At 65.5% G+C, this 16,205-nt stretch carries 18 protein-coding genes and 1 tRNA gene; 17 read left to right on the forward strand and 2 right to left on the reverse strand.

Features of this window, described 5'->3' with window-relative positions; genetic code table 11:
• Positions 1-36: 36 nt before the first annotated feature.
• The 5 genes from O3932_RS04715 (at position 37) to O3932_RS04735 (ending at position 2,871) form a co-directional block, all read left to right on the forward strand.
• A tRNA-Leu gene (locus tag O3932_RS04715) sits at positions 37-123 on the forward strand.
• Between the two features lie 59 nt (positions 124-182).
• On the forward strand, positions 183-866 hold the full coding sequence (locus tag O3932_RS04720) for a DsbA family protein (RefSeq protein ID WP_315293779.1): 684 nt from the start codon (positions 183-185) through the stop codon (positions 864-866).
• On the forward strand, positions 863-1,378 hold the full coding sequence (locus tag O3932_RS04725) for a nucleoside triphosphate pyrophosphohydrolase family protein (RefSeq protein WP_009649020.1): 516 nt from the start codon (positions 863-865) through the stop codon (positions 1,376-1,378). Before O3932_RS04720 ends, O3932_RS04725 begins: the two co-directional genes overlap by 4 nt.
• Positions 1,379-1,449: 71 nt before the next feature.
• Positions 1,450-2,547 carry an NAD(P)/FAD-dependent oxidoreductase gene (locus tag O3932_RS04730; protein ID WP_299239427.1) on the forward strand — a complete coding sequence of 366 codons (1,098 nt, stop codon included), beginning with the start codon at positions 1,450-1,452 and terminating at the stop codon, positions 2,545-2,547.
• A 33-nt stretch (positions 2,548-2,580) separates the two neighbouring features.
• Positions 2,581-2,871 (forward strand): hypothetical protein, encoded by a 291-nt coding sequence (locus O3932_RS04735; RefSeq protein WP_009649043.1) that lies wholly within the window; start codon positions 2,581-2,583, stop codon positions 2,869-2,871.
• A gap of 83 nt (positions 2,872-2,954) precedes the next feature.
• Here O3932_RS04735 and O3932_RS04740 read toward each other — a convergent pair whose 3' ends face one another.
• Together O3932_RS04740 and O3932_RS04745 are read right to left on the reverse strand one after the other, a co-directional pair.
• Positions 2,955-3,887 (reverse strand): aldo/keto reductase, encoded by a 933-nt coding sequence (locus tag O3932_RS04740; protein ID WP_009649014.1) that lies wholly within the window; start codon positions 3,885-3,887, stop codon positions 2,955-2,957.
• A 5-nt stretch (positions 3,888-3,892) separates the two neighbouring features.
• A complete protein-coding gene (locus O3932_RS04745; protein WP_296504405.1) occupies positions 3,893-4,747 on the reverse strand; it encodes a PD-(D/E)XK nuclease family protein in 855 nt (284 codons plus the stop codon).
• 78 nt (positions 4,748-4,825) lie between these two features.
• On the opposite strand from O3932_RS04745, the gene O3932_RS04750 reads away from it, so the two are divergent.
• The 12 genes from O3932_RS04750 to nusB are packed head-to-tail and all read left to right on the forward strand — an operon-like array spanning position 4,826 to position 16,172.
• Positions 4,826-5,875 carry a tRNA (adenine-N1)-methyltransferase gene (locus tag O3932_RS04750; RefSeq protein WP_296504403.1) on the forward strand — a complete coding sequence of 350 codons (1,050 nt, stop codon included), beginning with the start codon at positions 4,826-4,828 and terminating at the stop codon, positions 5,873-5,875.
• Positions 5,868-7,412 carry a proteasome ATPase gene (gene arc / locus O3932_RS04755; RefSeq protein WP_371536608.1) on the forward strand — a complete coding sequence of 515 codons (1,545 nt, stop codon included), beginning with the start codon at positions 5,868-5,870 and terminating at the stop codon, positions 7,410-7,412. Before O3932_RS04750 ends, arc begins: the two co-directional genes overlap by 8 nt.
• Entirely contained in the window at positions 7,409-8,929 is a 1,521-nt protein-coding gene (dop, locus tag O3932_RS04760; RefSeq protein WP_296504398.1) for a depupylase/deamidase Dop, read from the forward strand. The genes arc and dop overlap by 4 nt, the downstream gene beginning before the upstream one ends.
• Positions 8,930-8,955: 26 nt before the next feature.
• On the forward strand, positions 8,956-9,132 hold the full coding sequence (locus O3932_RS04765; RefSeq protein WP_009649050.1) for a ubiquitin-like protein Pup: 177 nt from the start codon (positions 8,956-8,958) through the stop codon (positions 9,130-9,132).
• Position 9,133: 1 nt separating this feature from the next.
• A complete protein-coding gene (gene pafA, locus O3932_RS04770) occupies positions 9,134-10,519 on the forward strand; it encodes a Pup--protein ligase (RefSeq protein WP_296504396.1) in 1,386 nt (461 codons plus the stop codon).
• Entirely contained in the window at positions 10,516-11,565 is a 1,050-nt protein-coding gene (locus tag O3932_RS04775; protein ID WP_299239435.1) for an FKBP-type peptidyl-prolyl cis-trans isomerase, read from the forward strand. Before pafA ends, O3932_RS04775 begins: the two co-directional genes overlap by 4 nt.
• 60 nt (positions 11,566-11,625) lie before the next feature.
• Entirely contained in the window at positions 11,626-12,837 is a 1,212-nt protein-coding gene (aroC, locus tag O3932_RS04780; protein ID WP_034505641.1) for a chorismate synthase, read from the forward strand.
• Positions 12,834-13,343, forward strand: a complete 510-nt coding sequence (locus O3932_RS04785; protein WP_315293761.1) for a shikimate kinase — start codon at positions 12,834-12,836, stop codon at positions 13,341-13,343. Before aroC ends, O3932_RS04785 begins: the two co-directional genes overlap by 4 nt.
• On the forward strand, positions 13,340-14,422 hold the full coding sequence (gene aroB / locus O3932_RS04790) for a 3-dehydroquinate synthase (protein ID WP_371536614.1): 1,083 nt from the start codon (positions 13,340-13,342) through the stop codon (positions 14,420-14,422). Before O3932_RS04785 ends, aroB begins: the two co-directional genes overlap by 4 nt.
• Positions 14,419-14,943, forward strand: a complete 525-nt coding sequence (locus tag O3932_RS04795; protein WP_296504387.1) for a shikimate kinase — start codon at positions 14,419-14,421, stop codon at positions 14,941-14,943. The genes aroB and O3932_RS04795 overlap by 4 nt, the downstream gene beginning before the upstream one ends.
• 24 nt (positions 14,944-14,967) lie before the next feature.
• The gene (efp, locus tag O3932_RS04800; RefSeq protein ID WP_009055954.1) at positions 14,968-15,531 is read left to right on the forward strand and encodes an elongation factor P; all 564 of its coding nucleotides are present in this window, start codon (positions 14,968-14,970) and stop codon (positions 15,529-15,531) included.
• A complete protein-coding gene (nusB, locus tag O3932_RS04805; protein ID WP_371536616.1) occupies positions 15,531-16,172 on the forward strand; it encodes a transcription antitermination factor NusB in 642 nt (213 codons plus the stop codon). The genes efp and nusB overlap by 1 nt, the downstream gene beginning before the upstream one ends.
• Positions 16,173-16,205: the final 33 nt, after the last annotated feature.

A 16,205-nucleotide genomic window follows, 5' to 3' on the forward strand; every position in this document is an offset into this window, starting at 1 on the left:
TCGCTTGCGGATCACAACGGTTCGCGCCGATCACCTGCGCGGGTGGCGGAATAGGCAGACGCGCTAGCTTGAGGTGCTAGTCCTCATTTTACGAGGGTGGGGGTTCAAGTCCCCCTCCGCGCACGAAATGCCCCGGGGCCGAAAGGCCCCGGGGTTTTCCATATCAACCGTGAGGAGACGCTGTGCGAATTGATATGTGGCTCGACACGTGTGACCCGTGGAGCTACCTGGGCCTACGACACCTGCGCACCGCCATGTCCCGCTGTGAACACGGCACCGAGATGGAGGTCTACCTGCACGCCTACCTGCTCGACCCCGACCTGGAGGCAGCGCTCGACAAGCCACGCATCGTCGCTCTGGTTGAATCCGGGGCTGCCAACCTGGAAGAGGTACGCGAGGCCGACGAACGCATGCGGGCGCTGGGTGCTCGAGAGGGCATTCGCTTTGACTTTGACTCCCTCATCATCGCTCCTACCTCCCGTGCGCACCGGGTTATCGCGGCCGCCCACGACGCCGACATCGACAACGACACGGTCGCCGGCCCGGACTCTCTCCACCTCAAAGTCGCCGAGGCGATTATGCGTTCCCACTTCGAAATGGGCCTGGATATCTCCCATCCCGAGGTGCTCATCGGCTGCGCGCAGGACATTGGCATGCCGCCCGACCTCGCCGCCCTCGCTGTTGGCGACGAGGAATGGGCCTCGCGCGTCTACTCCGACTATCAGATGGCGATGCACATGGGGGTGGCCTCGGTTCCCACCTACGTCATGGATTCCCACTTCCTCGTCGACGGACATCAGACCGTCACAGCATTTTCCAACATCCTGGCCACTGCCTGGGATAACGCACGAAAGGACCACGCATGAGCGAGAAGGACACCACGGCTTCGTCCGTCCCAACACCCGCACCCAGCCCGATGGAGCTGGTCCTGCAGTTCCACCACACCTACTCCGTCCCCATCCGTCCTTTCAGCGATCCGACGCTGGACTACGAGCGCATGAACATGCGCATGAGCCTGATCGCCGAGGAGTTCGCCGAACTTATGGGCGCAGTCTACGGCCCGCGCGCCCGCGCGATCATCGAGGCCGCCACCGCCGAGGCCGTCGCCGCCGACGAGGGGGAACGCGATGTTATCGAGGCCGCCGACGCCCTGGCTGACCTCGTCTACGTCGTCTACGGCATGGCCATCGAGTCGGGGATGAACCTCGATTCGGTCCTGGCCGAAGTACAGGCGTCGAACCTGTCCAAGCTCATGCCCGACGGATCCGTCAAGCTCCGCGAGGACGGCAAGGTCTTAAAGGGACCGAACTTCTTCCAGCCCAATATTGCGCGCGGCCTGGGCCTTGAGAGTCACACCGACAGAGGGGAAGCGGACTAAGGTCCCTATCACGCGCATTTGAGGGCGTGAGATGACACAATAGACGCGGTCCATTCAAAAGGAGGAATGTCATGGCACGCGTCGCAGTCATCGGCGGAGGATACGGAGGCGTCACGGTCGCCAAGGGGCTTGACCCCCTCGCGGACGTTATCCTCATTGAGCAGAAGGACCAGTTCGTCCACCACGCGGCCGCGCTACGCGCCGCCGTTGACACGGTGTGGGAACACGCGATCTTCATGCCTTACACGAATCTCCTGAGCCGCGGCCAGGTCGTGCGAGGCACCGTCTCCGCCGTCCACGGAACGACCGTTCACGTATTCGGTCATGACCCCATCGAGGCTGACTACGTCGTCTTCGCCACGGGTTCTACCTACCCTTTCCCGGCCAAGTACTCCTCCTACCGTTCCTCCGTCGCCAAGGCGCGCCTCGAGCAACTCCACGAGAACCTCTCGCGTGCCCGCTCGGTCATGATCGTTGGCGGTGGCACCGTCGGCATTGAGCTGACCGGTGAGCTCGCCAATGCCTTCCCCGGGTTGGACATCACGATCGTCGAGGCCTCGGACCAGATCCTGGGCACCCCCGGCTACACCGACGCCCTGCGCAATGAGATCAGCGAGCAGCTGGCCACCCTCGGCGTTCGCGTCGTCACCGGCTCCGAGCTGGCCTACCTGCCCCCTCAGAACGTCGGCGACCTCGCGCACTTCATGGTCGAAACCAAGAAGGGCGAGGTCATCGAGGCCGACCTCTGGTTCCAGTGCTACGGCGCACGCGCCAACACCGGATTCCTGATCGGCAGCGAGTACGAGTCTGTCATGCACCCCAACGGCACGATCCGGGTCGAGCCGACCATGCAGGTGGCGGGCCACTCCACCGTCTACGCTGTCGGCGACCTGACCGACGTGCGCGAGTCCAAGCGCGCCGACGCCGCGCGCCAGCAGGCCCGCGTTGTCATCGCCAACATCACCGCGCAGATCGAAGGGGAGGAGCCCGACGCCCACTACGTTCCCACGAAGGAATGGGTCATCCTGCCGCTGGGTCCGAACATGGGTGCCTCGCAGCTGCTGGATTCCGACGGGCAGACGCGCATCCTGGGTGCCGATCAGACGGCGGAAATCAAAGGCACGGACCTCATGGTGTCCGTTATCCGTTCGCAGCTCAACCTGCCCTGAAAAAGTGTGCGTCCTCACGGTAGACTGTGACCTATGACTGGAGATGCCCGCCGCGCACTGACGCGCCTGCTCAACGCTTTCGAGAACCACTTCGACATCGCACGCGATGGAGACGAGGCTGATGACGCCGCGCTCGAAGCCGCCGAGCTGGCGCTGCGCGACGCCTTCTTCACCTACGACGATATCCTCTTCACCCAGCTGGGCGTGGAACTCCCCTTCGACATCCTCGATGAGATTGACGAGGATGACTACGACGAAGATGATGAAGACTACGACGATGAGGACGAAGACGAGGACGACGACTTCATCGAAGTCGATGACTGAGACCAATCGTCTCGCACGCGCATGAGGCGAGGGGCCGAACCACACGGTTCGGCCCCTCGTTCGTATCTGCAAGCTGCTCGCCGCTACTGGGCAACCTCGGAGAGTACCTCGCGAATCGGGGCGGGCAGCGGCTCCGTGTACTCCAGGAGGGTGTCGAGCTGTCGAGTTGTTCGCGGTCCAATGAGAGCCGAGGAGATGCCCGGGTAATCGCGTACCCACGCCAGGGCGACGTCTCCCGTGCGGCGATCCAGGCCTGAAGCCGCGCGGTGCGTCGCTTCGATAACACTGTTCGCGAAACCCGACAGGTAAGGCTCAACCATGTGACGAAGATGCGGGGAAGCAGCACGCGAATCGGCGGGGGTCGTGTGGCGGTACTTGCCCGTCAGGGCACCGCCTGCCAGCGCCGACGCGGCCAGAACACCAACCCCCCTGCTGGCCAGTTCCGCTACCGTTGATGCGCAGGCAGCATCCACGAGGGAGAACGGGAATTCGACGAGCGTGATCGGTGCGCTGACACCCACGACACCACGAGTGACCGCCTCGGCCAGCTGCCAGTGAGACGAACGCGATAGACCCACGTAGCGGGCGCGCCCGCTACGGTAAGCGAGGGTCGCCGCCTCCAGGGTCTCCTCCAACGGCACCTCCGGGCGCGGCTCCACGAGCCACACGTCCACATAATCCGTGTCCAGTCGCGCCAACGCATCATCCAGGCTGCGCAGCAGATCCCCGCGTCCGGCCGCGCCCACCCACGCGCCTTCAGTCGCACGGCGCATCCCTCCGCGCCACGCGAGAACCACGCGGTGCCTGCCCACCGACGCTACGGCCTCGGACACGACGTCCACGGCCATACCGTCGCCGTGCGAGGGGGAGCACTCGAGGAGGGAACCGCCCGCGTCGACGAAGTGCGTGAGCATTTCGAGGGCCTCAGGCGCATCTGTATCGCGCCCCCACGTCAGGGTCCCCAAACCGATCGACGACAGGTATAGGCCGCTACGTCCGCATTGCTTCGAATCCATGCCCCCTAGCCTAGCCGAGTCCGAGCCAACCACTGTGCATGCTCCATCGGCATCGGGGGAGTGGTTCCCCCAAACACCGGACACAGTGAGCGCACGCCACACCAATTACACAGCGGATTCTTGCGCGCAGCGAAGGAATCATTGGCGATGTCGGAGGCGATGTGCGTCCATAGGTCATCGATGTGACGCTCAAAGGCGCGAATATCATCGGCGACCGGATCGAAGGTGATGACCTGACCCGCGCGCAGGTAGACCAGCTGCATGCGGGCCGGCAGCCTCTTCGTGCGGGCCAAGAGCAGCGCGTAAAAGCGCATCTGGTAGAGTGCTTCGTCCACGTAGCGCGGTCCGGGGGCCTTGCCAGTCTTGTAGTCGACGACCCGCAGTCGTCCATCGGGGGCTGCGTCGATGCGGTCGATGAAACCGAGCAGGCGCACGCCACCCGCTGTCGTCGTCGTCACGCGCTGCTCGCGCGCGGCCGGGGCGATCCACTGCGGCTGCTCAATGGCGAAGTAGCCGTCAATGACCCCGCGCGCGTCCTCAAGCCACGCCTGAAGGTCCTCCTCATCGGCGAAAAGATCGGCAATCGCAGGGGTCTTCGCCACGACGGCCTCGTAGGCGGGGGCGACCCGTGAGCGGGCAGCTTCAGGCGTACGCTCGTGCGGGGCCAGTCCGAACAGCTCCTCAAGGACCGCGTGGACCACCGTGCCCAGCGCCTTCGCGCGCGTCTCGGGTTCGCGGTAACCGTCCAAGACATGCAGACGATACTGGAGGGGGCAGCGCTCGTATTCCTTCGCGCGCGAGGCCGACAGCGCGGGATCCCACGTACGAGGACCGGGGGAGGGGGCAATCAGGTCTGTCATGAACACCACGCTAACCCTCACCACCCCCATTTGTGTCCTGGCAGGGGCGGGGAGGCCCAAGGCGCTATTCTTTACGTAATGACTATTCAGCGTAATAATTCCGAAACGGCCACTGACTTTGGCCAGACCACCCGTCGAGGCCCCTTGACCGAGGGCGACCGCGTTCAGGTTCGCGACCCGAAGGGACGCTTCCACCAAGTGATCTTGGTACATGGCGGACGCTTCCAGTCCAACCGCGGTGGATTCAACCACAACGACGTTATCGGCCGCCCCGACGGCCAGGTCATCGTGACCGATGAGGGGCGTCAGTTCCAGATCCTGCGTCCCCTTCAGGTTGACTATGTCATGTCGATGCCGCGCGGCGCAGCGGTTGTCTACCCCAAGGATGCGGGCGTCATCACCCACATGGGCGATATCTTCCCGGGTGCCACGGTCATCGAGGCTGGGGCCGGGTCGGGTGCCCTGTCCATGGCGCTCCTGGACGCCGTAGGACCGAGCGGTCGCCTGATCTCCGTCGAACGCCGCCAGGACTTCGCAGACATCGCTGCGGCGAACGTGGACCTGTGGTTCGGACGCCGTCATCCCGCGTGGGATCTGCGCGTCGGCGACGTGGACGAGGTGCTGTGGGCGGTCGACGAGGGGAGTATTGATCGCGTAGTCCTCGACATGCTGGCCCCCTGGGAAAACATCGAGGCCATCACGCATGCGCTCATTCCCGGCGGCGTTCTCGTCTGCTACGTCGCGACGGTGACCCAGATGTCGCGCCTGGTCGAGGACCTGCGCGCATCCGAACGCTTCACAGATCCGATCGCGTGGGAGGATATGCGCCGCGAGTGGCATCTTGACGGCCTGGCGGTGCGCCCCGAGCATCGTATGGTCGCTCACACCGGATTCCTTGTGGTGACTCGTCTGCTCGCCCCCGGCGTGACGCCGCAGGAGCGCTCGACACGCCCAGCCAAGGCTGCCGAAGGCCAGGGCGGTGCGTGGGACGACGAGCAGGACTGGTCCCTGGAGAAGGTCGGCCAGCGCGTGAACTCTGAGAAGAAGGTCCGCAAGGTGCGCCGCGACGTCGTCGCGCAGGCAGACACGTGGGCGTCGCAGGGACGCGAGGCTCAGACCAATGAGTGAGGTCGAGCAGCGCCAAGCACTCGAGCGGCGCATCATCTCGCTCGAGGAAAAGAACGGTCGCCTCACCAGCGCACTGACGGCGGCCCGCACCGAGCTGATTCGCCTCCAGGGCGAGCTGGCGGATGTCTCGCGCCCGCCGCAGACGCTCGCGACCTTCGTGCGTGCCTTCCCGGTCGCACGTCAGATCGAGGTCGTTTCGGGCGGTAAGCGCATGCGCGTGGCCGTCGCCCCCAAGCTGGACGTCACCGACCTGTCGTACGGGCAGTGGGTGCGCCTAGACGACACGATGATCGCCGTCGCCGCTGATGACTTCGCGCGCAGCGGCCAAGTGGTGTCGGTCCTCGAGATGGTGGGTCCGGATCGCGTGCTCGTCGCCGCCGAGGGTGGTGCGGAGACTCTGTTGGAGCTGGCCGGACCTTTGCGCCACGGCAACCTGCGCCCCGGGGATTCCCTCGTCGTGGACATGCGCTCCGGCATCGCGCTTGAACGCATCGTGCGCGAGGACGTCGAGCAGCTGCTCACTCCCGAAGTTCCCGACGTGACTTACGCGGATATTGGCGGCCTGGACGCCCAGATCGCGCAGGTGCGCGATTCGATCGAGATGCCCTTCAACCATCCCGAGCTGTACCGTCAGTTTGGCCTGCGCCCGCCCAAGGGCATCCTGCTGTACGGCCCTCCCGGCTCGGGTAAGACACTCATCGCCAAGGCCGTCGCGAACTCCCTGTCCAAGCGCGGCGGTGCTTCGACATTCTTCCTGTCGATCAAGGGACCCGAGCTGCTTAACAAGTTCGTGGGTGAGACCGAGCGCCAGATCCGCGCGATCTTCGCCCGCGCCCGCGCGCTTGCGGCAGGCGATACCCCCGTCGTCATTTTCTTCGACGAGATGGAGGCGCTGTTCCGCACGCGCGGCACGGGTGTGTCCTCGGACGTCGAGACGATGATCGTCCCGCAGCTGTTGGCCGAGATGGACGGCGTCGAGTCTCTCGACAACGTTGTCATCATCGGTGCCTCCAACCGCGCGGACATGATCGACCCCGCCGTCCTGCGCCCCGGGCGCCTCGACGTGCGTATTCGAGTGGATCGCCCCGACCGCGCGGGTGCGCTCGACATCTTCTCGAAGTACCTGACGCCCGCCGTGCCCATCCACGCGGCGGAGGTTGCGCGCGCCGGCGGTATCGACGAGGCCGTGGCCGGGATGATCACGCGAGCGGTCGACGCGCTCTACACCCGTGACGAGACGACTGCGCTTTTCCTTGCGACGCTGGTGAGCGGCGATCATAAGCGCATCTACCTGGCGGACCTTGTCTCTGGCGCACTCATCGCAGGTATCGTGGAACGCGCGAAGAAGTATGCGATCAAGGACGCGCTCACCGGGCAAGCAACAGGACTGACCATGGAGCACCTGCTGCGCGGCGTACACGAAGAAATGAACGAATCGCTGGAGTTGGCCGCGACCTCTTCGCCGGAGGACTGGGCCCGCACGAGCGGACTCGCGCCCGAGATTGTCAGCGTCAAGCCGATTGGAGCGGTGAAATGAGCAGCGAACGCATTATCGGAACCGAGACCGAGTACGGTGTGTACCGTCCCGGAGACGCCTGGGCCAACCCGATTGCCCTGTCCACCCGTGTTGTGTCCGCGTACGGCGAGATCTCTCGCTCCGGCTCGCCAGCCGATGGAGCGGGCGTCGTGCGGTGGGATTACACGGGTGAGGACCCCCTCAACGACCTGCGCGGTATGCGCATGTCGCGTGCAGCCGTCGACCCGTCGCTCCTCACGGACGATCCGTATCACCTCGCGCCTTCCGGTGGCTCCGAGCGCGTCGCCCGCCCCACGGCCGAGGAACTTGCCCTGCCCGCCGCGACGACCGCCGTGCTCACCAACGGTGCGCGTCTCTACGTCGACCACGCCCATCCGGAATACTCAGCCCCCGAGACCCTGGGCGCGCGCGACGCGCTCCTGTGGGATCGCGCGGGCGAGGTGATCGCCAGGCGCGTCATGGAGCGCCTGGCGGCACTGGGCGAGGAGCCCATTGTACTCGTCAAGAACAACACGGACGGTAAGGGCGCGGCTTACGGCACGCATGAGAACTACCAGATGCCCCGCATCACTGACCTGGACACGATCATCCGAGGCCTGACACCGTTCATGGTGACACGCCCTGTTATCTGCGGCGCGGGCCGCGTGGGGCGCGGGCAGAAGAGTGAGGTTCCGGGCTTCCAGATGTCCCAGCGTGCCGACTTCGTCGAAAACGAGGTGGGCCTGGAGACGACCTTCAACCGTCCGATCATCAACACGCGCGACGAACCCCACGCCAACCCCGCGCAGTTCCGCCGCCTCCACGTCATCGGCGGCGACGGCAACATGTTCGACGTGTCCGCCTTCCTACGTTTCGGTACGACCTCCCTGGTCCTGTGGGCCATCGAGCAGGGCACCGATCTGCGCTGGGATTCCATCGTCATGGATGATCCGGTTCAGGAAACCTGGAACGTCTCCCACCATCCCGACCTCGACTACAAGATCGGCACGGCCGGCGGCTCCTACACAGCCGCCGAACTCCAGCAGGTCTACCTGGACCTGGTCCTGGATACCTTCGAGGAAACCGGCACGACTCCCACGGCGGCAGACCGGGAGATCCTCACCCTGTGGCAGTCTGTCCTGGACCGCATGCGCGCCGATCTCTTTTCCGTGGCGAGCGATGTCGAATGGGTCGGCAAGTACCAGCTCGTCAAGCGCCAGAAAGAGCGCGCGGGTCTGGAGTGGAACGACCCGCGACTGGCCGCTATCGACCTCCAGTGGGCGGACCTGCGGCCCAACCACGGCCTCGTCTACCGACTCGCGAAGGCCGGGTTAGTGACGCGCCTCGTCTCCGATGAGGATGTTGAGCGCGCCGCCGACGTCGCACCCGCCAACACGCGCGCCCACGTACGCGGCTGGGCCGTTGCGAACCGCCCGGACCTGGTCAAGGCCTCGTGGTCCTCGCTGGTCTTCGACCCGGGCGAGGGCGATCTGGTGCGCTTCCCGATCGCGGACGCCCTCGATACCTCCACCCGCTGACACGACGACAGAAAGAAGAACACACCATGTCGAACCAGATTTTTGCCGGTGCCCCCGCCCCCGACGATGACCCGATTGAGGCCGCGGGCCAGGTTCAGGCGCGCACCGCATCGATCGACTCCCTCCTCGACGAGATCGATTCTGTCCTCGAAACCAACGCCGAGGCCTTTGTTCAGGGTTTCGTCCAGAAGGGTGGCCAGTGAGGTGAGGCGTCGAGTTTTCGGCATCGAAACGGAGTACGGGCTGACGGCCGCGTCCCCGTCCGGGGCAGCGCCGATGGACGCCGAGCACGCCGCTCGTCAACTGTTCGAGCCGCTCCTGCACCAGGGGCGCTCCTCCAACCTCTTCCTACGCAACGGCGGACGACTCTACTTGGACGTGGGTGCACACCCCGAGTACGCAACCGCCGAATGCGACCGCCTGGAGGACCTGCTCGAGCAGGATCGCGCGGGATCCGAGATACTCGCCGACCTGGCCGTCCAGGCCGACGAGGCACTGGGCGAGCTGGGCACCGACCTGCGCCTGCACCTCTTCCGCAACAACCTGGACTCACAGGGCAACTCCTATGGCTGCCACGAGAACTACCTGCTGCACCGACGCCGCGACTTCCGCCAGGTTGCCGACGCGCTCGTCGCTTTTTTCGTGACCCGCCAGATCCTGGTGGGTAACGGGTGGATCAACACCGGAGCCGCGACGCCGCGCCTGCAGTTCTCCCAACGCGCCGACCAGATGTGGGACGCCGTATCGTCGGCGACCACCCGCTCGCGCCCGATTATCAACACACGTGACGAGGCCCTGGCCGACTCGGGTGCCTACCGACGCATGCACGTCATTGTCGGAGACACGAACGTCGCCGAGCCGACGACGGCCCTCAAAGTCGGCATGACCGAACTCCTCATCCATGCCATCGAGGACGGCCTTCAGATCGAAGACCTGGCCCTGGCCGATCCGATGCGTGCCATCCGTGAGATCAACGCGGATCTGACCGGCTCTGCAGCCATCGAGCTGGCCTCAGGTCGCACCACCTCCGCGGTCGCTCTGCAGCGAGAGATTCGCGAGCGCGTCCTCGCCCGTATTCCCGTCGCCGAGCTGGACCCGATGCGCGCCTACGTGGTCGACCTGTGGGGCCGAGGCCTCGACGCGATCGCGAGCGGCGATTGGAGCGGGGTCGCCACGGAACTTGATATCGCGATCAAACGCACGCTACTGTCCTCCTACTGCGCGCGCACCGGCGCTGCCCTGAACGACCCGCGAGTGGCTCGCCTCGAACTGTCCTATTCGGATATCACGGCGCAGGGCCTGCGCGAACGTATGGAAAAGGCCGGTCTCATGCGCCGCCTAACGACTCCGGAAGGGGTCTCGCGCGCGACGACCGTCGCTCCGGCCTCGACGCGTGCTCACCTGCGCGGGCGCATCATCGCTGCGGCGGAGGATGCGCGCGCCGACCTCAGTGTCGACTGGGTGCACGTGCGCCTCGATGATTCCACGGCGATTCCGCTGTCCCTGCAGGATCCCTTGGCCACGTCCGACCCCCGCGTTGATGGACTCATCGCGCAGATTCACGCGTCGTCTCCTACGATTCCCGCATGACCCCCGCTTCGCAACACTCCAACAATGCGAGCGTCCGACGCTCGAAAGGCTCCTCACAGCGTGCCGCTGCGAGGGGCGAACGCTCACGCGGATCCTCGCGCGCATCCCTGCTGATGCGGCTCCTGATCACGCTCATGGTCTTCGGGGCGTGCGGGGCCGTCGCCTGGTGGGCATTCCGCCCCGTACCTGCCGCGCAGGAAACGACGACGGCCGAGACCAGCGCACAGTCGACGACGCTTCCGTTGTTCGACCGCGTCGCCGTCTCGGGGCGCGTTGGTGCCACGCCGACGATTGAGATCAAGGCACCCCTGGAGGTCGACGGCACCAAGGCAGCGACTGTCATTGCTGGCAACGGACGTCAGATCACCGAGGGGTCTCCCGTGCTGGTCGCTATCACGGCCTTCGACGGAAAGACCGGCACGAACCTGTCCGATTCGGGTCGCCCCCAGCTGAGCCTGGGGATCGTCGGCACCAACGTCATCGGTGATGACCTGACGAATATTGTGATCGGGCAGAACGAGGGGTCGCGTATTCTCGCCTACCGGACGATTGCGCCGGGCGCAGGCGCGCCTGGTTCGACGAGCAACATCGAGGTTGAGGTCATCGACATCCTGCCCTCCATCGCGGTGGGCACGGAAGCGGATGCGTCAAACGGCCCGTTGACCGTCAACATTGTCCCCGAAGGCCCAATCATCACCCACGGCACGACTGTGCCCGACCGTGTGACGACGCAGACGCTCATCAAGGGCGATGGCATCCAGGTGCACGAGAGTGATCGCGTGGTCGCCCAGTTCACCGCCGTGGGCTGGAACGACGGTGTCGTGCGAGTGTCCACGTGGGAGACCGGCGTCCCCCAGGTCATCAATCTCGGTAAAGCCATGCGTGGCCTGCAGACCGCCCTGGTGGATCAGAAGGTTGGCTCGCGTCTGGCGATTACGATTCCCCCAGACCTGGCGGCCGGCGACGACACCCTGTGCTTCGTCATCGACATTCTTGGCACCGAACCGGGGCTGAGTGCGACTGGGGATACGACACCGCAGTCCTGATCGTTCACCCCGTGAGAGTGGGCGGGCATCGGCAGTCGGCCTTGTGGGACACTGGGAGGCATGCTGAGATGGATGACCGCCGGAGAATCGCACGGACCCGCATTGCTTGCCACGATAGAGGGCTTGCCCTCGGGCTTGCGGATCACGACCGATGACCTGCGCCGCGTCTTGGCGCGTCGGCGTCTGGGATATGGGCGTGGTGCACGCCAGAAGTTCGAGGCCGACGAGGTCTCGATCCTGGCGGGTGTGCGACACGGGGTGACGACGGGTGCGCCCGTGGCGATTCGGATTGGAAACTCCGAGTGGCCCAAGTGGGAAACAGTCATGAGTGCCGACCCCGTTGATCCCTCCGCTCTGCTCATCGATGCTGGCACGGGTGACGAGCGTGAGATCGCGCGTAACCGCCCGCTGACGAGGCCTCGTCCCGGTCATGCGGACCTGCCCGGCATGCTCTCCTACGACCTGTCCGAGGCGCGTCCGGTGCTCGAACGCGCCTCCGCGCGAGAGACCGCGGCGCGCGTCGCCCTCGGGACGCTCGCCGAGGCACTCCTGGAGCAGGTGGCCGGCGTGCGCCTGGTCTCCCACGTCATCGCGGTCGGTACTCAGCGCGCCAGATCCGAGGTGGTGCCGATGCCCGCCGACGAGAACGCCCTGTGCGAGGCCTCTATGCGCACCCTCGACCCGGCTGACAACGCCCGCTTTGAGGCCGCCGTCGACGAGGCGAAGCATGCGGGTGACACCATCGGCGGCGTCGTTGAGGTGATCGCCTACGGTGTGCCTGTGGGGCTGGGCACGCACGTGACTGCGCGCGAGCGCTTGGACGCACGCCTGGCCGCCGCACTCATGTCGATCCAGTCCGTCAAGGGCGTCGAAATCGGTGACGGCTTCGCACAGGCCGCCCTGCTCGGTTCCGCCGCACACGACGAGATCGTGCGCGGGGCGGATGGGCACCTGACCCGCACCACCAACCATGCAGGCGGCATCGAGGGAGGTACGTCCAACGGCGCGCCCATCGTGGCGCGCGCCGGCTTCAAGCCGATCTCGACCGTCCCCCGTGCCCTGCGCAGCGTGGACCTGGCGACCGGCGAGGAGGCTGTGGGCCTGCACCAGCGCTCCGACACCTGCCAGGTTGTGCCCGGTGCCGTCATCGCCGAGGCCGAGGTGGCCTTGGTTTTGGCCGACGCCCTCTTCGATCACGCGGGCGGGCGCTCGGTGGCCGAGATGCGCCGTAACCTTTCCTCTTACCTGGAGGTTGTGGGGGAGCGCGCATGAGCGTCGCCCTGCCCATCGTCCTCGTCGGGCTACCGGGAGCTGGCAAGTCGAAGGTCGGTCGCCTGCTCGCCGGGCACCTCGGAGTTTGTCACGTCGACACTGACGACCTGATCGTCGAGCGAGAAGGCCGAGCGATTTCCGATATTTTCGCCACCGACGGCGAGTCCGCATTCCGGCTCATGGAGACCGAGGCGGTCGCCGACGCGCTCTCACGTCGCGCGGTCGTGTCACTGGGCGGGGGAGCGGCGGCCACCGACGCCGTGCGCGACCTACTTGTCGGCCATACCGTTGTCTATATTGACGCTCCACACGACGAACTCGTGCGCCGTACAGCATCCAAGACTCATCGCCCGCTGCTCGCCACAGACCCCGACGGGACGCTGCGACGCCTCAGAAGTGAACGCGAACCCCACTACCGTGCCGTCGCCACGCTGACCGTGCCCACCGGGCCGGGACCCGCCGAGGACGTCGCCACCGCCATTCTCACCCACCTGGAGCAGTTATGAGCACCACCATCGAAGTCACCGGCCACCAGCCCTCAACTATCGTCGTCGGCCGCGACCTGGGTTTTGCACCCATCACCGCCGCACTCGATGAGGCAGCCACGAAGGTCCTCATTATCCACGCACGCCCGCTCTCGGCACGGGCGGCGGCGCTCGCCGAACACCTTCGTTCCCTCGGCTACGAGGTGGCCACCGCCGACCATCCTGACGCCGAGGCCGGAAAAGCCATCGAGGTCGTGGCCGGCCTGTGGGACACCTGCGGGCACCTCCAGCTGGGACGCAAGGATGCAATCATCGCCATGGGCGGGGGAGCGACCACAGACATGGCGGGCTTCGTCGCCGCCACGTGGCTGCGCGGCGTGACGCTCATCAACGTGCCGACCACGCTGCTCGGCATGGTCGACGCAGCCGTGGGCGGCAAAACCGGTATCAACACATCGGTGGGCAAAAACCTGGTCGGCTCCTTCTACCCGGCCAACGCGGTCATCGCCGACATGAGCCTGCTGGCAACCCTGCCCCGCGAGGACCTGGCAGCGGGGGCCGCCGAAGTCATCAAGTGTGGGTTCATCGCCGACCCCGAGATCCTGCGCATCGTGGGGGAGACCTCCCCGGAGATCCTCCTTGACCCCTCCAGCGAGCAGCTGGCTGAGATCACTACCCGCGCGATCACGGTTAAGGCCCACGTCGTCTCCGCCGACCTGACCGAAGGCGGACTGCGCGAGATCCTCAACTATGGGCACACCCTCGCCCACGCGATCGAACGAGCGAACGACTACACGTGGCGCCATGGCGACGCGGTGGCCGTCGGCTGCTGCTTCGCCGCGCGCCTGAGCGCTCAGCGCGGGCTCCTCGGGGCTGACGAAGTCGCGCTTCACGACGAACTCTTCGCCCGCGTTGGGCTGCCCACCCGCTACGAAGGCAGCTCTCTGGAGGAACTGACCCACATCATGGCCTCGGACAAGAAGGTGCGCCGCGGTATCCTGCGCTTCGTGCTGCTCGACGGCATCGCACACCCGAGCACTCTCGCAGTGGAACCCAACGAACTGGTGGCCCCAGCACGCGCCATCGGGATCGACGCATGAGTCTGATCGTCTTGATTGGCGTCACCGGCTCAGGTAAAACGACGGTCGGTCGCCTCCTCGCACAGCGCTATCACCTGCCGCTTCGCGAAACGGACAATGCTGTGGAAGAGCGCCTCGGTGCCTCAATGCGCACGCTTGTCGTGAGCCGTGACCCTCGCCTGGCCATCACTGCACGCGAAGAAGCTGAACAGCTCCTTCACCTTGACGAGGGCATTGTCACGCTCGGTGCCTCCCAACCGCTCGACTCAGCCACTGCCTCGGCGATCCACGACGCGCGGGGCCGGGGTGCCGTTGTCGTCGAACTCTCCGCGGACCTTTCCGCGGTATCGCGCCGAGAAAACCTGGGGGTCCCGCGTTCTGTCGGCCTCGGCGCACCCCGTGCTGTGCTCACCCAGCTCATGAGGCAGGCTCGTGTCGCCTATGAGGCCGTGGCCGACACAACAGTGGATACGAGCGTCCTCACCCCGCAAGAAGTCGCCGATGTGGTGGCTCGCGCGTGTAAACTGACCTCTGATTACTGATTCCTTTACGAGTGAGGTACCACTGTGGCAACGACCAATGATCTGAAGAATGGCCTCGTTATGGTGATCGACGGCCAGCTCTGGCAGGTTGTCGAGTTCCAGCACGTCAAGCCTGGCAAGGGCCCGGCCTTTGTGCGCACCAAGATCAAGAATGTTCTGTCCGGCAAGACCGTCGACAAGACCTTCAACGCTGGCCTGAAGATCGAAACCGCGACCGTTGACCGTCGCGACATGACGTACCTGTACCAGGACGGCACCGATTACGTCTTCATGGATCAGTCCACCTACGAGCAGATCAACGTTCCCGCCGAGACCGTGGGCGACGCCCGCAACTTCATGGTGGAGAACCAGGACGTCATCGTCTCTCAGCACGACGGCACTGTTCTCTTCGTCGAGCTGCCCGCGACCGTCGTCCTGACGATCACGCACACGGAACCCGGCCTGCAGGGCGACCGCTCCTCCGCCGGCACCAAGCCCGCGACCCTCGAGACCGGCTACGAGATCCAGGTGCCCCTCTTCATGGAGGAAGGTACCCGCGTCAAGGTTGACACCCGCGACGGCTCGTACTCGGGTCGCGTGACCGAGTAATGTCGAAGCAGCACCGCTTCACCTCGCGCACCAAGGCCCGCAAGCGCGCGGCCGATGTTGTCTACGAGGCCGACCAGCGCGGCATGGGGTCCAACCCCGACGTGCTGCGCGACCTCCTGCGCGAGCGCCGCGTCATCACCGCGGCTCAGACTCCGCTCCCGGAGTTCTCGATCCAGATCATCGCCGGTGTGGCGGATAATCTGCGTCGCATCGACTCGCTGATCTCCGCGCACGCCCGCGTGCCCGGCCTGGATCGCATCGCCGCCGTTGACCTCGCAGTTATGCGCGTCGCGGTGTGGGAGATGCTCGAGAACGACGAGGTGTCGCCGATCATCGTCATCGACGAGGCCATTTCGATTGTTCGTTCCATCTCGACCGATACGTCGCCCTCTTTCGTCAACGCTGTGCTGGACGCGATCCGCAAAGATCTCGAGTCTCCCGCGTGGTCGCGCAGGCAGGGCAGCGAGGGAGAGGTGTCGGTCGTCGACTCTGATCATGACGAGGCCGTGGCCGAGTCTGCGCATGACGGTGAATCTCTGCCCGTTCAGGAAGCTCCGGTGCGCTCACTACCCGCCGGTGCCAAGCCTCTGGATGGTGGCAGCGTCGAAGACGAACTCGATGAGCTGCTCGAAGAATACTGAGCCTGCGCATCGTTCGTGATTGTGGCCGCCCTG

The sequence above is a fragment of the Pauljensenia sp. 20925_1_25 genome (assembly GCF_041433955.1).
Classification (GTDB): Bacteria; Actinomycetota; Actinomycetes; order Actinomycetales; family Actinomycetaceae; genus Pauljensenia.

Coding starts and splice junctions, on each gene's coding strand:
- O3932_RS04725 (WP_009649020.1), top strand. CDS start 863: ATGAGCGAGAAGGACACCACGGCTTCGTCCGTCCCAACACCCGCACCC.
- O3932_RS04730 (WP_299239427.1), top strand. CDS start 1,450: ATGGCACGCGTCGCAGTCATCGGCGGAGGATACGGAGGCGTCACGGTC.
- O3932_RS04735 (WP_009649043.1), top strand. CDS start 2,581: ATGACTGGAGATGCCCGCCGCGCACTGACGCGCCTGCTCAACGCTTTC.
- O3932_RS04740 (WP_009649014.1), bottom strand. CDS start 3,887: ATGGATTCGAAGCAATGCGGACGTAGCGGCCTATACCTGTCGTCGATC.
- O3932_RS04745 (WP_296504405.1), bottom strand. CDS start 4,747: ATGACAGACCTGATTGCCCCCTCCCCCGGTCCTCGTACGTGGGATCCC.
- O3932_RS04750 (WP_296504403.1), top strand. CDS start 4,826: ATGACTATTCAGCGTAATAATTCCGAAACGGCCACTGACTTTGGCCAG.
- arc (WP_371536608.1), top strand. CDS start 5,868: ATGAGTGAGGTCGAGCAGCGCCAAGCACTCGAGCGGCGCATCATCTCG.
- dop (WP_296504398.1), top strand. CDS start 7,409: ATGAGCAGCGAACGCATTATCGGAACCGAGACCGAGTACGGTGTGTAC.
- O3932_RS04765 (WP_009649050.1), top strand. CDS start 8,956: ATGTCGAACCAGATTTTTGCCGGTGCCCCCGCCCCCGACGATGACCCG.
- O3932_RS04775 (WP_299239435.1), top strand. CDS start 10,516: ATGACCCCCGCTTCGCAACACTCCAACAATGCGAGCGTCCGACGCTCG.
- aroC (WP_034505641.1), top strand. CDS start 11,626: ATGCTGAGATGGATGACCGCCGGAGAATCGCACGGACCCGCATTGCTT.
- O3932_RS04785 (WP_315293761.1), top strand. CDS start 12,834: ATGAGCGTCGCCCTGCCCATCGTCCTCGTCGGGCTACCGGGAGCTGGC.
- aroB (WP_371536614.1), top strand. CDS start 13,340: ATGAGCACCACCATCGAAGTCACCGGCCACCAGCCCTCAACTATCGTC.
- O3932_RS04795 (WP_296504387.1), top strand. CDS start 14,419: ATGAGTCTGATCGTCTTGATTGGCGTCACCGGCTCAGGTAAAACGACG.
- nusB (WP_371536616.1), top strand. CDS start 15,531: ATGTCGAAGCAGCACCGCTTCACCTCGCGCACCAAGGCCCGCAAGCGC.